The sequence below is a fragment of the Pectobacterium carotovorum genome (genome assembly GCF_900129615.1).
Taxonomy (GTDB): domain Bacteria; phylum Pseudomonadota; class Gammaproteobacteria; order Enterobacterales; family Enterobacteriaceae; genus Pectobacterium; species Pectobacterium carotovorum.
The window spans coordinates 267,262-281,901 of the sequence record NZ_FQWI01000004.1 but is presented as its reverse complement, the minus strand read 5'-3'; the positions used below and the strand labels follow the sequence as shown (position 1 = coordinate 281,901).

General features: G+C 52.5%; 12 protein-coding genes. 11 read left to right on the top strand and 1 reads right to left on the bottom strand.

Going from position 1 to position 14,640, the window contains the following annotated elements; translation table 11 throughout:
• Positions 1–180 precede the first annotated feature (180 nt).
• The 4 genes from BUB06_RS10900 to cra all read left to right on the top strand — a co-directional run bounded on the left by BUB06_RS10900 (position 181) and on the right by cra (position 5,831).
• The gene (locus tag BUB06_RS10900) at positions 181–1,986 is read left to right on the top strand and encodes an AMP-dependent synthetase/ligase (RefSeq protein WP_039470967.1); all 1,806 of its coding nucleotides are present in this window, start codon (positions 181–183) and stop codon (positions 1,984–1,986) included.
• 360 nt (positions 1,987–2,346) lie between these two features.
• Complete coding sequence (ilvI, locus tag BUB06_RS10895; RefSeq protein WP_039470039.1) at positions 2,347–4,065, top strand: acetolactate synthase 3 large subunit; 1,719 nt, start codon at positions 2,347–2,349, stop codon at positions 4,063–4,065.
• Positions 4,066–4,067: 2 nt separating this feature from the next.
• Positions 4,068–4,559 carry an acetolactate synthase small subunit gene (ilvN, locus tag BUB06_RS10890; protein WP_010298051.1) on the top strand — a complete coding sequence of 164 codons (492 nt, stop codon included), beginning with the start codon at positions 4,068–4,070 and terminating at the stop codon, positions 4,557–4,559.
• 267 nt (positions 4,560–4,826) lie between these two features.
• Positions 4,827–5,831 (top strand): catabolite repressor/activator, encoded by a 1,005-nt coding sequence (gene cra / locus BUB06_RS10885; protein WP_010298048.1) that lies wholly within the window; start codon positions 4,827–4,829, stop codon positions 5,829–5,831.
• A gap of 66 nt (positions 5,832–5,897) precedes the next feature.
• Here cra and BUB06_RS10880 read toward each other — a convergent pair whose 3' ends face one another.
• On the bottom strand, positions 5,898–6,335 hold the full coding sequence (locus tag BUB06_RS10880) for an L-alanine exporter AlaE (protein ID WP_010298045.1): 438 nt from the start codon (positions 6,333–6,335) through the stop codon (positions 5,898–5,900).
• A gap of 886 nt (positions 6,336–7,221) precedes the next feature.
• Between BUB06_RS10880 and mraZ the strand changes: the two genes are divergently transcribed.
• Genes mraZ through mraY form a run of 7 tightly spaced genes read left to right on the top strand, consistent with a single transcriptional unit; the run spans position 7,222 to position 14,639 of the window.
• Positions 7,222–7,680 (top strand): division/cell wall cluster transcriptional repressor MraZ, encoded by a 459-nt coding sequence (gene mraZ, locus BUB06_RS10875; protein ID WP_010298042.1) that lies wholly within the window; start codon positions 7,222–7,224, stop codon positions 7,678–7,680.
• A 2-nt stretch (positions 7,681–7,682) separates the two neighbouring features.
• Entirely contained in the window at positions 7,683–8,627 is a 945-nt protein-coding gene (rsmH, locus tag BUB06_RS10870) for a 16S rRNA (cytosine(1402)-N(4))-methyltransferase RsmH (RefSeq protein ID WP_010298040.1), read from the top strand.
• A complete protein-coding gene (ftsL, locus tag BUB06_RS10865) occupies positions 8,624–8,944 on the top strand; it encodes a cell division protein FtsL (protein WP_039470042.1) in 321 nt (106 codons plus the stop codon). Before rsmH ends, ftsL begins: the two co-directional genes overlap by 4 nt.
• Positions 8,945–8,967: 23 nt before the next feature.
• On the top strand, positions 8,968–10,731 hold the full coding sequence (locus BUB06_RS10860) for a peptidoglycan glycosyltransferase FtsI (RefSeq protein WP_010298031.1): 1,764 nt from the start codon (positions 8,968–8,970) through the stop codon (positions 10,729–10,731).
• Positions 10,718–12,205 (top strand): UDP-N-acetylmuramoyl-L-alanyl-D-glutamate--2,6-diaminopimelate ligase, encoded by a 1,488-nt coding sequence (gene murE, locus BUB06_RS10855; protein WP_039470044.1) that lies wholly within the window; start codon positions 10,718–10,720, stop codon positions 12,203–12,205. Before BUB06_RS10860 ends, murE begins: the two co-directional genes overlap by 14 nt.
• A complete protein-coding gene (gene murF, locus BUB06_RS10850; RefSeq protein WP_039470046.1) occupies positions 12,202–13,563 on the top strand; it encodes a UDP-N-acetylmuramoyl-tripeptide--D-alanyl-D-alanine ligase in 1,362 nt (453 codons plus the stop codon). Before murE ends, murF begins: the two co-directional genes overlap by 4 nt.
• Positions 13,557–14,639: a phospho-N-acetylmuramoyl-pentapeptide-transferase gene (mraY, locus tag BUB06_RS10845; protein ID WP_010298023.1), complete on the top strand. Its 1,083-nt coding sequence runs from the start codon at positions 13,557–13,559 to the stop codon at positions 14,637–14,639. Before murF ends, mraY begins: the two co-directional genes overlap by 7 nt.
• Position 14,640 lies beyond the last annotated feature (1 nt).

Genomic DNA, 14,640 nt, shown 5'->3' with positions numbered 1-14,640 from the left:
TCAGGGTTATGTCAACTTTTGATTGGTGTGACATGCGTCAAGTAAACCAGCGATAGCCTGCGCCGAATGAACGAAAGATCGTTGCGGTTTTGAACAATGACGGTAGACTGCACGCCAAATAATGTACAGCTGTACGCTGAAATGCTGTCAAATTCTTCCCCCTTAGAAATTCTTTTACAGATGAATAATCATTTACAGCCATACCATGTGGTGCACCGGGTCCAAGATCAAATCAATCACTGCGCAGGCCGTATTACGTTGCGTGAGTGGACGCCTGCGGGCGAACAGCAGCTCACCTGGACACAGGCCGGGCAGCGCATTCAGCGCATTGCCAGCGCGCTCTTAGCGCTGGGGCTGGATGTTCAGGAACGGGTTGCGATTTTCTCTCATAATTCAATGAACTGGTCGCTGGCCGATCTGGCACTGCTGCACCTGCGTGCGATCAGCGTGCCAATCTATGCCACGAATACGGCGGCACAGGCGGCATTTATCATCAATGATGCGGACATCCGTACGATATTCGTTGGCGGTCAGGAACAGTTGGATGCGCTGCTGGCGCTGCGCGATACCTGCCCACAGCTGCGAAACATCATCGTGATGGATGAAGGTGTTAACCTGCGCGGCAGCGACATTGTGCAATCCCTGTGCGAGTTTGAAGCGCAGGCGGTAGACGATTTCTGGCGTGAGGAATGGCAAACGCGCATCGACAGCCGCGATCTCAACGATCTGTTTACGCTGATTTATACCTCTGGCACGACGGGTGAACCGAAAGGCGTCATGCTGGATTACACCAACATGGCAATGCAGCTAAAGCTGCACGACGATCGTCTGGATATGTCAGAAAACGACGTATCGCTCTGTTTCTTGCCGCTTTCTCACGTATTTGAGCGCGCATGGAGCTTTGTCATTATGCACCGTGGCGCGCAGAACGTGTACCTCAGCGATACGAATCTGGTGCGTGCCGCGATGCAGGCGGTGAAGCCTACCGTGATGTGTGCCGTGCCGCGTTTTTATGAGAAAGTTTACAGCGCGATCCATGAAAAAGTGGCGCAGGCACCGTGGTATCGCCAGCGTCTATTTAACTGGGCTCTTGCGCAGGGGCAACACGCTTTTCTGGCTAGCCAGGCCGCGAAGAAGGGCGGTCTTTTCCGCCGCGTGATGCATCGCTATGCAGACCGACTGGTGTTAGGGAAACTGCGCCAACTGCTGGGGGGCGAGATTCGCTTTATGCCAGCTGCGGGCGCGCGACTGGATGACAACATCATTCTGTTTTTCCGGTCGATTGGGATTCGCATCATCTATGGCTACGGCATGACTGAAACCTGCGCGACGGTTTCCTGCTGGGAAGAGGGCCGCTTCCGCTTAGGCTCTATTGGTACGCCGCTGCCGGGCATTGAGGTCCGCATTGGTGAGGAAAAAGAGATTCAGGTACGCGGTGCAACCATCATGCGAGGTTATTTCCACCGTCCGCAGGAAACCGCAGAAACCTTTACCGAAGACGGATGGTTGAAAACCGGCGATGCGGGGGAACTGGATGCCAACGGTAACCTGTTTATTACCGAACGATTGAAAGATCTGATGAAAACTTCGGGCGGTAAATATATTGCACCGCAGCATCTGGAAGGCACGTTGGGGCAGGATCGCTTCATTGAACAGGTTGCGATTATTGCGGACACGCGTAAGTACGTGTCTGCGCTGATTGTTCCCTGTTTCGAGGCGCTGGAAGAATACGCTCACTCCATCAATCTGAAATATCACGATCGTCTGGAGCTGCTGCGCCACAGCCATATTATTGAGCTGTTTGAACAGCGCCTGCGGGAGATGCAGAAGGAGCTTTCCCGCGTTGAGCAAGTGAAGAAATTCACGCTGTTGCCTGTACCGTTTTCGATGGCGGAAGGGGAATTGACGCCAACGCTCAAACTGCGCAGAAAGATCATCAACCAGCGTTACCAACTGGAAATTGATGCGATGTACGCAGAGTCTTGATGCTGTCGTAGGCCGAAAAGCGCGTTTCCTGAAAAGAAATGTGATTTTCGGCCTCAATATTTCACTCTGTAATTTATAGCCTTTATGGACGATCTCTCAGGTCTGAAGGTTCCCAGTTAGTATTTTATCTCAGTTCCTTTTTCCCTCACGTTCGATTGCCCCTAGGCCTGATTAAGGGCGGTGGTTTTTTGCCGTTTGTCTGCGTCATAATCTGGCGTTATGTTAATGGGTTATCAGTAATCCCTATAAAATTTCGTATTCTTGTACTAAAAGTTAACAGTATTAATACAATGTGAGCGCGGGGATTTCCCCGGTCAATACAGAAGCGGATTCCGCTTTCTGAACAAAAGAGGCAGACCCATGGAGATGTTGTCAGGCGCCGAAATGGTGGTCCGATCGTTGATCGATCAGGGCGTAAAACATGTGTTCGGTTATCCGGGCGGTGCGGTGCTGGATATTTACGACGCCCTGCATACGGTTGGCGGTATCGAGCATATTTTGGTGCGGCATGAGCAAGGTGCGGTACATATGGCGGATGGCTATGCGCGTGCGACGGGTGAGGTCGGCGTCGTGCTGGTCACGTCCGGTCCCGGTGCGACCAACGCGATTACCGGTATCGCGACTGCCTATATGGACTCCATTCCTATGGTGGTGTTGTCCGGTCAGGTTGCAACTTCGCTGATTGGCTACGATTCCTTTCAGGAATGCGACACGGTGGGGATTTCCCGGCCTATCGTTAAGCACAGTTTTCTGGTCAAGAAAGCGGAAGATGTCCCGACGATCCTGAAAAAAGCATTTTATCTGGCATCAACCGGACGTCCGGGGCCTGTGGTGGTCGATCTGCCGAAAGACATCATGAATCCGGCGAATAAGCTGCCGTACGTTTATCCCGAAAGCATCAGCATGCGTTCCTACAGCCCAACGGTTCAAGGGCACAAAGGGCAGATTCGTCGCGCGCTGCAAACCCTGTTGGCAGCAGAAAAGCCGATTATCTACAGCGGTGGCGGTGTGATTAACGCGGAGTGCCACGAAGAACTGCTGACGCTGGCGGAAAAACTTAACCTGCCAGTGACAACCTCTCTGATGGGGCTGGGCGGTTTTCCCGGAACGCACCGCCAATGCCTCGGCATGTTGGGGATGCACGGGACGTATGAAGCCAACATGGCAATGCATAACGCCGATGTGATTTTCGCCGTAGGGGTTCGCTTCGACGACCGTACGACGAACAATCTGGCAAAGTACTGTCCGAATGCGACGGTATTGCATATTGATATCGATCCCGCGTCGATTTCCAAAACGGTAAATGCCGATATCCCTATCGTGGGCGATGCTAAACAGGTGCTAAGCCTGATGCTGGAGCTACTGGAACAAGATGGCGCACCGCAGCAGTTTGATGCGCTGCGCGACTGGTGGCAGGGTATTGAGCAATGGCGTGGGCGTCACTGTCTGAAATACAGCACCGAAGGCGACAAGATTAAACCGCAGGCGGTGATTGAAACGCTGCACCGACTGACCGAAGGCAAAGCTTATGTGGCATCGGACGTCGGCCAGCACCAGATGTTCGCCGCGCTGTATTATCCGTTCGATTTACCGCGCCGCTGGGTGAACTCCGGTGGGCTGGGCACGATGGGCTTTGGCCTGCCTGCGGCATTGGGTATCAAGCTTGCGCTGCCGGAAGAAACAGTCATTTGCGTAACGGGCGACGGCAGTATTCAGATGAATATTCAGGAGCTTTCTACGGCGCTGCAATATGATTTGCCGGTTGTGGTGATCAACCTGAACAACCGTTTCCTCGGCATGGTGAAGCAGTGGCAGGACATGATCTACTCTGGCCGCCATTCCAGTTCTTACATGGAATCGCTACCGGATTTCGTCAAGCTGGCTGAAGCGTACGGTCACGTCGGGATTTCTATCGATACGCCGGACGAACTGGAAAGTAAGCTGTTGCAAGCGCTGGCGCAGAAAGATCGTCTGGTGTTTGTTGATATCAACATCGACAGCAGCGAGCATGTTTACCCCATGCAGATTCGCGGCGGGGCGATGGACGAAATGTGGTTGAGCAAAACGGAGAGGACCTGATCATGCGGCGGATTTTATCAGTATTACTTGAGAATGAATCAGGCGCCTTGTCACGTGTCGTCGGTCTGTTTTCACAGCGCGGCTACAACATCGAAAGCCTGACGGTAGCGCCAACCGAAGACCCAACGCTATCTCGTATGACTATCCAGACGGTAGGCGATGAGAAAGTGCTGGAGCAGATCGAAAAGCAACTGCACAAGCTGGTGGATGTCCTGCGCGTCAGCGAGCTGGGGCAGGGAGCGCACGTTGAGCGTGAGATCATGTTGGTGAAGCTACAGGCGACAGGATATGGTCGTGAAGAAGTGAAACGCTGCGCCGATATTTTCCGCGGTCAGATCGTGGATGTCACCTCTTCGCTTTATACTGTACAGCTTGCTGGCACCAGCGATAAACTGGATGCATTCCTCAGCGCCGTGCGTGAAGTCTCCGAAATTGTTGAAGTGGCGCGCTCTGGTATCGTCGGCGTATCGCGCGGCGATAAAATCATGCGTTAATCGACTTTTCGCTGCTTTTTCTTTTAAGAGGCCCGATAATAGTATCGGGCCTTTTTATTTCCCTTATCTTATATAAACACAATATATTCAGCTTAAAAGACATCCATTATTGATATGGCAGCTTGAAATATGTGGGTAACGTGATAAAAGCAGTTGCCGTACAAAAGCTTCTGCTGTTAGATCTACGCCATATCCATGATGATTTTATGGTCATCACACTATTTATTGAGCCGGCCTACTTATTTTCCGGCCTACTAAGGGGTTACCGTGAAACTGGATGAAATCGCGCGTCTTGCGGGTGTTTCACGCACGACAGCCAGCTATGTCATTAACGGGAAAGCGAAACAATATCGCGTCAGCGATAAGACCGTTGAGAAAGTCATGGCTGTCGTCAGGGAGCACAATTATCATCCCAACGCCGTCGCGGCTGGATTACGTGCCGGGCGTACGCGTTCAATTGGTTTGGTTATTCCCGATTTGGAAAATACCAGCTATACACGCATTGCTAATTATCTGGAGCGTCAGGCCAGACAGCGCGGATATCAGCTATTAATTGCGTGTTCAGAAGATCAGCCGGACAACGAGATGCGGTGTATTGAGCATCTGTTACAGCGCCAGGTTGACGCGATTATTGTTTCTACCGCATTACCGCCGGAGCACCCGTTTTATCAGCGTTGGATAAACGGCAGCCTGCCGATTATTGCGTTAGACAGGGCGTTAGATCGTGAGCACTTCACCAGCGTGGTGGGTGCCGATCTTGAAGATGCTGAAATGCTGGCGCAGGAATTAAGGAAGGTGCCTGCGAAATCGGTACTTTATCTTGGTGCCTTGCCTGAGCTTTCCGTCAGTTTCTTGCGTGAGCAAGGGTTCCGTCAGGCGTGGGCGGGCGATCCGCGTGAAGTGAATTACCTTTATTCCAATAGCTATGAACGTGTGGCTTCTGCTGCCGCGTTTATGGATTATTTGAAAGATAATCCTATGCCCGAAGCGTTATTCACCACCTCATTCCCGTTATTGCAGGGAGTGATGGACGTCAACCTGAAGATTAACGGGCGTTTGCCGAATAATTTGGCCATTGCGACCTTTGGGGATAATGAGCTGTTGGATTATCTGGAGTGCCCGGTATTGTCTGTCGCTCAGCGCCATCGTGAAGTCGCGGAGCGCGTACTGGAATTGGTGCTGGCCAGTCTGGATGAGCCGAAAAGGCCGAAACCTGGTTTGAATCGTATCCGGCGCAATCTGTATCGTCGTGGTTCTTTGAGCCGCGCGTAATCTCTACCTGCTTTTTGCGCCATAGATTGCTATGGCGCCTCTTCCTTACCCTGCCTCAATTCTCTTTTATGGCAATGCGACCCGGAATAGCCGACGGCAATATTCCAGAAAGTAGCCATATATCACGCCCGTCACCATCGACACCACCAAATTACTGGTGACGGCGGTCAGGATTTGCGCGGGGTTCGCCCCGATAGACCAGAGAATGATGGCGTAAACGGGGGATTGGAAACTGACATAGGCAAACAGATCGGCAACGCTGCGCACCAGGAAATGATCGCCACCGTGACGTCTGGCCATATTCAATACGCGATCGCGGTAAAGCCCATACGGCCAGGCAATAGCAATATTAACGGGGATCGACAACAAGCGTGAAGACAGCGATTGCTCGACGCTCATACCGGAAAGCATGATTTCAATTGCCATGCCGGTGATGAAACAATAGACAACGAGCGCAAAGGTATCTGCGGTGGCACTTCGCAATCGTGACGTCGGGGAAAACATTCTTGGTTGCTCCATTCTTAGGGCGGATAAACTGGCGTAATGGTTTGGTGTGGTTTTTTGTCATGCCTTATTTTGTTTGTGTAGTTTACATCACTGCATGATTGGCTTTGTACTAGGTAAAAATATTTATTTGTGAGTGTTTTTTATACTTTCCCGCTACTTTATGTTTGTCCGGTAATTTTCCCGTTTTTTTATCGCGACAAGGGATTTAAAATTTTTTAAAAACAAGCCGTTATGGTTTTTTGGGAAAAGCCTTTCTGCGCGGTAAGGAATTGCGTTAAAGCATTAAAGGAAGTGAGTAGATGACCGATAAAACAGGGTTGCTTGTGGTGCCCCGTTTTTAATGCGTCTTTGGGGTTGGTGTGCGCTCAATTTATTCGGTCCGTTTCTTGAGCCTGCTTTTTTTCAGGAAACTGCATTCGTCGGGAGGGGCACCAATTAACGTAAATCGGCTGATTAAGGAAGAATCGGCGATATTGATGTTAAAAATGTGACATTGAGCAGATGTTAACAGCTACTGTATGATGCTGCGGGCTTGTGTAGGCCTTGGTATTCAAGGTGTTTGGCCTGGTAAGACTATTCTGAAAACCGCTACCTTTGGTATCAGCGTGTGACAATAAAAATAATCGATATGCCGGAGTTGGTGGCTATATGTTTGCAATATTCCCGTTCCGCTATGAATTTTTCTCAAATTATCATGATGTTAATCTTTGTTAATTCTGACTCCTTATTCCTTTTACCTCTATGACGGCCCCAATTCATTCAGGAATAATCCCAAAGCGCGCCAGCTCTGGCTTGACAAGGTTTTCATACCCTCCGTACACTCTTAAAGGTGGGATTTTGTGGGGTAAAGTGGTGAAAAAGGTTATGGAGGGGTAACTCAGGTATGTTTCGTGGGGCTACGCTGGTTAACCTCGACAGTAAAGGGCGCCTTGCTGTGCCTACCCGATATCGGGAAATGCTGAACGGGGAATCGCAAGGTCAAATGGTTTGCACCATTGATCTGCATCAGCCATGCCTGCTGCTTTATCCCTTACCTGAATGGGAAATTATTGAACAAAAGCTATCGCGCTTGTCGAGCATGAACCCTGCTGAACGTCGTGTTCAGCGTTTGTTATTGGGGCATGCCAGCGAGTGCCAAATGGATAGTGCAGGGCGTTTGTTGATTGCGAATACGTTAAGGCAGCATGCGGACCTCAAAAAAGAAGTGATGCTAGTCGGGCAGTTCAACAAGTTTGAACTGTGGGATGAACAGACTTGGTATCAACAGGTCAGGGATGATATTGACGCTGAACAATCGACTCAGGAACCTTTGTCTGAGCGGTTGCAGGACCTATCGCTATAGCCATGCTGGAAAATTATAAACATACCACCGTCCTGTTGGATGAGGCAGTAAATGGCCTGAACATTCGCAGCGGCGGCATATACATCGACGGCACATTTGGCCGTGGTGGTCATTCTCGTCTGATTCTTTCCCAACTGGGGCCGGAAGGGCGCCTGTTAGCTATCGATCGCGATCCTCAGGCTATTGAAGCCGCCAGGGCGATTGACGATCCTCGTTTCTCTATTATTCACGGGCCGTTTTCCGCGATGGCGGAGTATGTCGCGGAACTCGGACTGACCGGGCAGATCGATGGCGTTCTGCTCGATCTTGGCGTTTCTTCTCCTCAGCTTGATGACCCTGAACGTGGGTTCTCATTTATGCGCGATGGCCCACTGGATATGCGTATGGATCCGACACGTGGCTTATCCGCTGCTGAATGGCTGATGAAAGCGGAAGCTGACGACATTGTCTGGGTCTTGAAAACGTTCGGCGAAGAGCGTTTTGCCAAGCGTATTGCCCGCGCCATTGTGGAGCGTAATCGTCTCGATCCGATGACACGGACAAAAGAACTCGCTGAATTGATCGCTGCCGCCAGCCCAATTAGAGAAAAGCATAAGCATCCGGCAACGCGCAGTTTTCAGGCGATCCGCATTTACATCAATAGCGAACTGGAAGAGATCGAACGTGCATTAGAAGGCGCACTGAGCGTACTGGCTCCGCAGGGCCGTCTGTCGGTGATCAGCTTCCACTCGTTAGAAGATCGGATTGTGAAACGGTTTATTCGCCATCAGAGCCGTGGACCACAGGTGCCGGCTGGCCTGCCGTTAACGGAAGAGCAACTGCGCAGTCAGGGCGGACAGACGTTAAAAGCTGTCGGCAAGAAACTGATGCCTTCGGAAGAAGAAGTTGCAGAAAACCCACGCGCGCGCAGTTCAGTTCTGCGCTTCGCTGAGAGACTGCCAGCGTGATCGGTAACGAGCGGCACACTCTGGTCGGCGTCATCGGTGAGGATTTGCTGCGTAATGCAAAACTCCCGGTGCTGCTGCTGATTGCCGTGCTGGTCTCTGCGGTCTTTGTGGTCACCACGGCGCATAAGACACGTCTGCTGACGGCAGAACGCGAACAGCTTCTGCTGGAGCGTGATGCGTTGGATATCGAATGGAGAAACCTGATCCTGGAGGAAAACTCACTAGGGGATCATAGCCGCGTGGAGCGGATCGCGACGGAAAAACTGCAAATGGGGCACGTTGATCCGTCACAGGAAAACATTGTGGTTAAGCAATGAACTAAATAGGCAACCAGCTAAGCATGAAAGCAGCCCGTACAGGAAAGTTAAAGCGCCAGGAAGATCAAGCCAGCTTTGTTAGCTGGCGTTTTGCGTTGCTTTGCGGCTGTATCCTGCTTGCGATGGTTGGCTTGATGGCGCGTGCGGCTTATCTTCAGGTCATCAACCCAGACAAACTGGTGCGCGAAGGGGATATGCGTTCTCTGCGCGTGCAGGAAGTGCCAACGGCACGCGGTATGATTAGCGATCGCGCGGGTCGTCCTTTGGCCGTCAGCGTACCGGTGAATGCCGTCTGGGCCGATCCGAAAGAAGTGAACGATCGTGGCGGTATTACGTTGGATACGCGCTGGAAAGCACTGTCTGATGCGCTCGATATTCCGTTGGATCAGTTGGCAACGAAGATCAATGCTAACCCTAAAGGTCGCTTCGTTTATCTGGCTCGTCAGGTGAATCCAGCCATTGGTGAATATATCCATAAGCTGAAGCTGCCGGGCATCAATCTGCGGCAGGAGTCTCGCCGATACTATCCTTCTGGACAAGTTACCTCTCACCTCATTGGCTTCACCAATATCGATGGACAGGGTATTGAAGGCGTTGAGAAAAGTTTTGACCGCTGGCTGACCGGGCAACCCGGTGAACGAACCGTGCGTAAAGACCGGTTTGGCCGCGTGATTGAAGATATCTCTTCCGTTGACAGCCAGGCCGCACACAATCTGGCGCTCAGTATTGATGAACGCTTGCAGGCGCTGGTTTACCGTGAACTCAATAACGCAGTTGCCTTTAACAAAGCGGAGTCAGGAACGGCCGTACTGGTCGATGTGAATACTGGCGAAGTGCTGGCGATGGCGAATAGCCCGTCTTATAACCCGAACAATTTGGCGGGTACGCCGCAAGACATTATGCGTAACCGCGCGATTACCGACATCTTCGAGCCCGGCTCTACCGTTAAACCAATGGTGGTGATGACGGCGCTACAGCGCGGTGTCGTGAAAGAAAACAGTGTACTCAGCACCCTGCCGTATTACGTCAATGGTCATGAAATCAAAGACGTAGCGCGTTATAGCGAATTGACGCTGACGGGCGTGCTTCAGAAATCGAGTAACGTTGGCGTATCTAAGCTGGCGTTAGCGATGCCTTCCTCTGCGCTAGTAGATACTTACGCGCGCTTTGGATTAGGAAAAGCGACCAATTTGGGGTTGGTCGGAGAAAGCAGTGGCTTATACCCTCAAAAACAACGGTGGTCTGACATAGAGAGGGCCACCTTCTCTTTCGGCTACGGGCTAATGGTAACGCCGTTACAGTTAGCGCGAGTCTACGCCACGATTGGCAGTTTCGGTATTTACCGTCCGCTGTCGATTACCAAAGTTGATCCACCCGTTCCAGGCGAGCGTGTCTTCCCTGAAGCGCTGGTGCGTTCCGTAGTGCACATGATGGAAAGCGTAGCGCTGCCCGGCGGCGGCGGTACCAAGGCGGCCATCAAAGGTTACCGTATCGCGATTAAAACCGGTACGGCCAAGAAAGTTGGCCCAGATGGCAAGTACATCAACAAATATATTGCCTACACGGCGGGTGTGGCGCCAGCCAGTAACCCACGTTTTGCTCTGGTTGTCGTGATTAACGATCCGCAGGCAGGGAAGTACTACGGCGGCGCGGTTTCTGCGCCAATCTTTGGCGCCATCATGGGCGGCGTTCTGCGTACGATGAATATTGAACCGGATGCGTTGCCGACGGGCGACAAAAACGAGTTTGTAATTAATAGAGAAGAGGGATCAGGTGGCAGATCGTAATTTGCGCGATTTACTTGCGCCGTGGGTGCAAGACACTCCGGCGCGCGCGCTGCGGGAAATGACATTAGACAGCCGCGTTGCGGCTGCCGGGGATCTGTTTGTCGCGATTGTCGGGCACAAAGCAGATGGACGGCGCTATATTCCGCAGGCAATTGCGCAAGGCGTAGCAGCGATTGTTGCCGAAGCAGAAGGTGAGGCCGCTGATGGCACCGTTCGCGAAATGCACGGTGTGCCAGTGGTGTATCTCAGCAATCTGAACCAAAGACTGTCCGCGTTGGCAGGCCGTTTTTATCAGCAGCCTGCGGAAAAGTTACAGCTGATTGGCGTAACAGGAACCAACGGAAAAACGACGACGACTCAGCTTCTGGCACAGTGGAGCCAGGCATTAGGCGAAACGAGTGCGGTGATGGGCACGGTAGGCAATGGCCTATTGGGTCGGGCGATTCCGACAGAAAATACGACGGGTTCCGCTGTCGATGTTCAGCAGGTGTTAAGCCAACTGGTCGAGCAAGGCGCGACGTTCGCCGCAATGGAAGTGTCCTCCCACGGTCTGGTGCAGCATCGTGTGGCTGCGTTGCCGTTTGCGGCGGCGGTGTTCACTAACCTGAGTCGCGATCACCTTGATTACCATGGCGATATGGAAAGCTACGAAGCGGCCAAATGGGCGCTGTTCGGTGAGCATCGCGTTGGCCAGATGATTATCAATGCTGATGATGAGGTCGGTCTGCGCTGGTTGGCGAAGCTGCCGGACGCGGTTGCTGTAACCATGGAAAACAATTTGGTTCCCGGCTGCCGTGGGCGCTGGCTGAAAGCGACACAGATTGATTATCACGACAACGGTGCCACGATTGCGTTTGATTCAAGCTGGGGACACGGCGAAATTGAAAGCCGCCTGATGGGCGCGTTTAACGTCAGCAATATGCTGCTGGCGCTGGCAACGCTGCTGTCTCTTGGCTATCCGCTCGACAAATTGGTTATCGCGGGATCTCAGCTGCAACCTGTATGTGGCCGCATGGAAGTTTTCCAGGCAGAAGGAAAACCAACGGTCGTTGTGGATTACGCTCACACGCCAGACGCGCTGGAAAAAGCGCTTGAAGCGGCGCGTTTGCACTGTCAGGGGAAACTCTGGTGCGTGTTTGGCTGCGGTGGCGATCGTGATAAAGGTAAGCGCCCACTTATGGGCGGAATTGCAGAACAGCTGGCCGACCGCGTTGTTGTGACTGATGATAACCCGCGCAGTGAAGAGCCTCAGGCGATCGTTGCCGATATTCTCTCTGGGCTGCTGGATGCGGGGCGGGTTCAGGTGATTCACGGACGTGCTGAAGCGGTCACTAGCGCGATCATGCAGGCACAGGAAAATGACGTTGTTCTGGTTGCGGGTAAAGGGCACGAAGACTACCAACTGGTTGGCAATCAGCGTCTTGATTATTCCGATCGCATCACCGTTGCCCGCCTGTTGGGGGTGATTGCATGATCCGCGTCTCCTTGCAGCAGCTTGCCACGGTGCTGAATGCACAGTTGATTGGCGAAAGCATTGATATTGAAGATGTTTCAACCGATACGCGTAAGCTGTCTTCTGGCTGCTTATTTGTCGCGCTGAAAGGCGAAAAATTTGATGCGCACGATTACGCCGCTGATGCGGTGAAAGGCGGTGCGGCGGCTCTTTTAGTCAGTAAGCGCTTACTCGTTGACGAACCACAGCTGTTGGTGAGCGATACGCGTGTGGCGTTGGGCCAATTAGCTGCCTGGGTTCGTCAGCAATCAACGGCACGCGTTGTGGCTCTGACCGGATCCTCCGGCAAAACCTCGGTTAAAGAGATGACGGCGGCGATTCTGCGCCAGTGTGGCTCCGTGTTGTATACCGCCGGTAACTTCAACAACGATATCGGTGTGCCGTTAACGCTGCTGCGCCTAACGGCGGAACACCAGTTTGCGGTGATTGAATTAGGGGCGAATCACATTGGTGAGATTGCCTATACCACCGATTTAGTGCGGCCGGAAAGCGCACTGGTCAATAATCTGGCCGCTGCGCATCTGGAAGGGTTTGGCTCACTGGCCGGTGTGGCGCAGGCGAAAGGTGAGATTTTTGCGGGTTTGCCAGTAGACGGTGTGGCGATCGTGAATGCGGACAGCAACGATTTCCCGCACTGGCAGGTCATGTTTAATCATAAAACCGTGTGGCGTTTCTCGCCGCAGGCGGCTTGCGATATCGATTTTTTTGCCAGCGACGTAGACGTTTTGGCGCAAGGTACGCGTTTCACTCTTCACACGCCATTTGGCAAAACGCAGATTCTGTTGCCTTTACCCGGTCGACATAACATTTCTAACGCACTGGCAGCGGCCGCGCTGGCAATGTCCGTCGGAGCAACGCTGGAAGCCGTTAAATCTGGTCTATCCCAGCTTCAAGCGGTGCCGGGGCGGTTGTTTCCGATTGCTTTGTCTGAGGGCAAGTTGCTGCTGGATGACAGCTACAACGCGAATGTGGGCTCGATGACAGCGGCTGCACAGGTATTGGCTGACATGCCGGGCTACCGCGTGATGGTCGTTGGTGATATGGGCGAGCTAGGGGATGAAGCCCCTGAGTGCCATCGCCAAGTGGGCGAAGCGGCGCGTGCTGCGGGCATTGATCGCGTATTGAGTGTGGGAACATTGAGTGAATTGATCGGCACTGCCAGTGGCAATGGTGAGCATTTTCAGGATAAAGCCGCGCTGGTTTCACGTTTGAAGGTGCTGATGTCAGAACATAACGTCATCAGCGTATTGGTCAAAGGCTCACGCAGTGCTGCGATGGAGCAGGTTGTACATGCATTACAGGAGAATGCTCAATGTTAGTATGGCTGGCCGAACATTTGGCCAAACTTTATACCGGTTTTAACGTCTTTTCTTATTTGACGTTCCGCGCCATTGTCAGCCTGCTGACCGCATTGGTTATTTCCCTATGGATGGGACCACATATGATTGCCTGGTTGCAGCGTTTGCAGATTGGGCAGGTTGTGCGTAACGAAGGGCCAGAATCACATTTCAGTAAGCGCGGCACCCCGACGATGGGGGGCGTGATGATCCTCGTCGCAATCATCGTTTCCGTTTTGATGTGGGCGAATCTGTCGAACCCGTATGTCTGGTGCGTACTGCTGGTGTTAGCAGGCTATGGCGCGGTCGGGTTTGTTGATGACTACCGTAAAGTGGTCCGTAAGGATACCAAGGGGCTGATTGCCCGCTGGAAATATTTCTGGCAGTCAGTGATTGCGCTCGTGGTGGCGTTCACCATGTATTCCATCGGCAAAGATACGCCAGCCACGCAGCTGGTTGTGCCGTTTTTCAAAGACGTGATGCCGCAACTGGGCCTGCTCTATGTTGCATTGGCCTACTTTGTGATTGTCGGCACCAGTAATGCTGTAAACCTGACTGATGGTCTGGATGGTTTGGCAATCATGCCGACTGTGTTTGTTGCCGCAGGCTTTGCGCTGGTGGCATGGGCAACGGGGAACATGAATTTTGCTGGTTATCTGCATATTCCGTATATCCGTCATGCCAGTGAACTGGTGATCGTCTGCACCGCGATTGTGGGCGCGGGGCTTGGGTTCCTGTGGTTTAACACCTATCCGGCGCAGGTCTTCATGGGAGACGTAGGTTCTCTGGCGCTGGGCGGCGCGTTGGGGACGATCGCGGTCCTGCTGCGTCAGGAGTTTTTGTTAGTGATTATGGGCGGTGTCTTCGTGGTCGAAACGCTGTCGGTGATTTTGCAAGTCGGGTCCTTTAAGTTGCGCGGGCAGCGGATCTTCCGCATGGCGCCAATTCATCATCATTATGAACTTAAGGGCTGGCCGGAACCGCGCGTGATTGTGCGCTTCTGGATTATTTCGTTGATGCTGGTGCTGATTGGCCTGGCAACGCTGAAGGTACGGTAAG

Bases quoted from the DNA above. Each gene is read 5' to 3' on its own strand.
- murF (WP_039470046.1), top strand. From the start codon at position 12,202: ATGATCCGCGTCTCCTTGCAGCAGCTTGCCACGGTGCTGAATGCACAG.
- BUB06_RS10880 (WP_010298045.1), bottom strand. From the start codon at position 6,335: ATGTTTTCCCCGACGTCACGATTGCGAAGTGCCACCGCAGATACCTTT.
- rsmH (WP_010298040.1), top strand. From the start codon at position 7,683: ATGCTGGAAAATTATAAACATACCACCGTCCTGTTGGATGAGGCAGTA.
- mraZ (WP_010298042.1), top strand. From the start codon at position 7,222: ATGTTTCGTGGGGCTACGCTGGTTAACCTCGACAGTAAAGGGCGCCTT.
- ilvN (WP_010298051.1), top strand. From the start codon at position 4,068: ATGCGGCGGATTTTATCAGTATTACTTGAGAATGAATCAGGCGCCTTG.
- BUB06_RS10900 (WP_039470967.1), top strand. From the start codon at position 181: ATGAATAATCATTTACAGCCATACCATGTGGTGCACCGGGTCCAAGAT.
- ilvI (WP_039470039.1), top strand. From the start codon at position 2,347: ATGGAGATGTTGTCAGGCGCCGAAATGGTGGTCCGATCGTTGATCGAT.
- mraY (WP_010298023.1), top strand. From the start codon at position 13,557: ATGTTAGTATGGCTGGCCGAACATTTGGCCAAACTTTATACCGGTTTT.
- BUB06_RS10860 (WP_010298031.1), top strand. From the start codon at position 8,968: ATGAAAGCAGCCCGTACAGGAAAGTTAAAGCGCCAGGAAGATCAAGCC.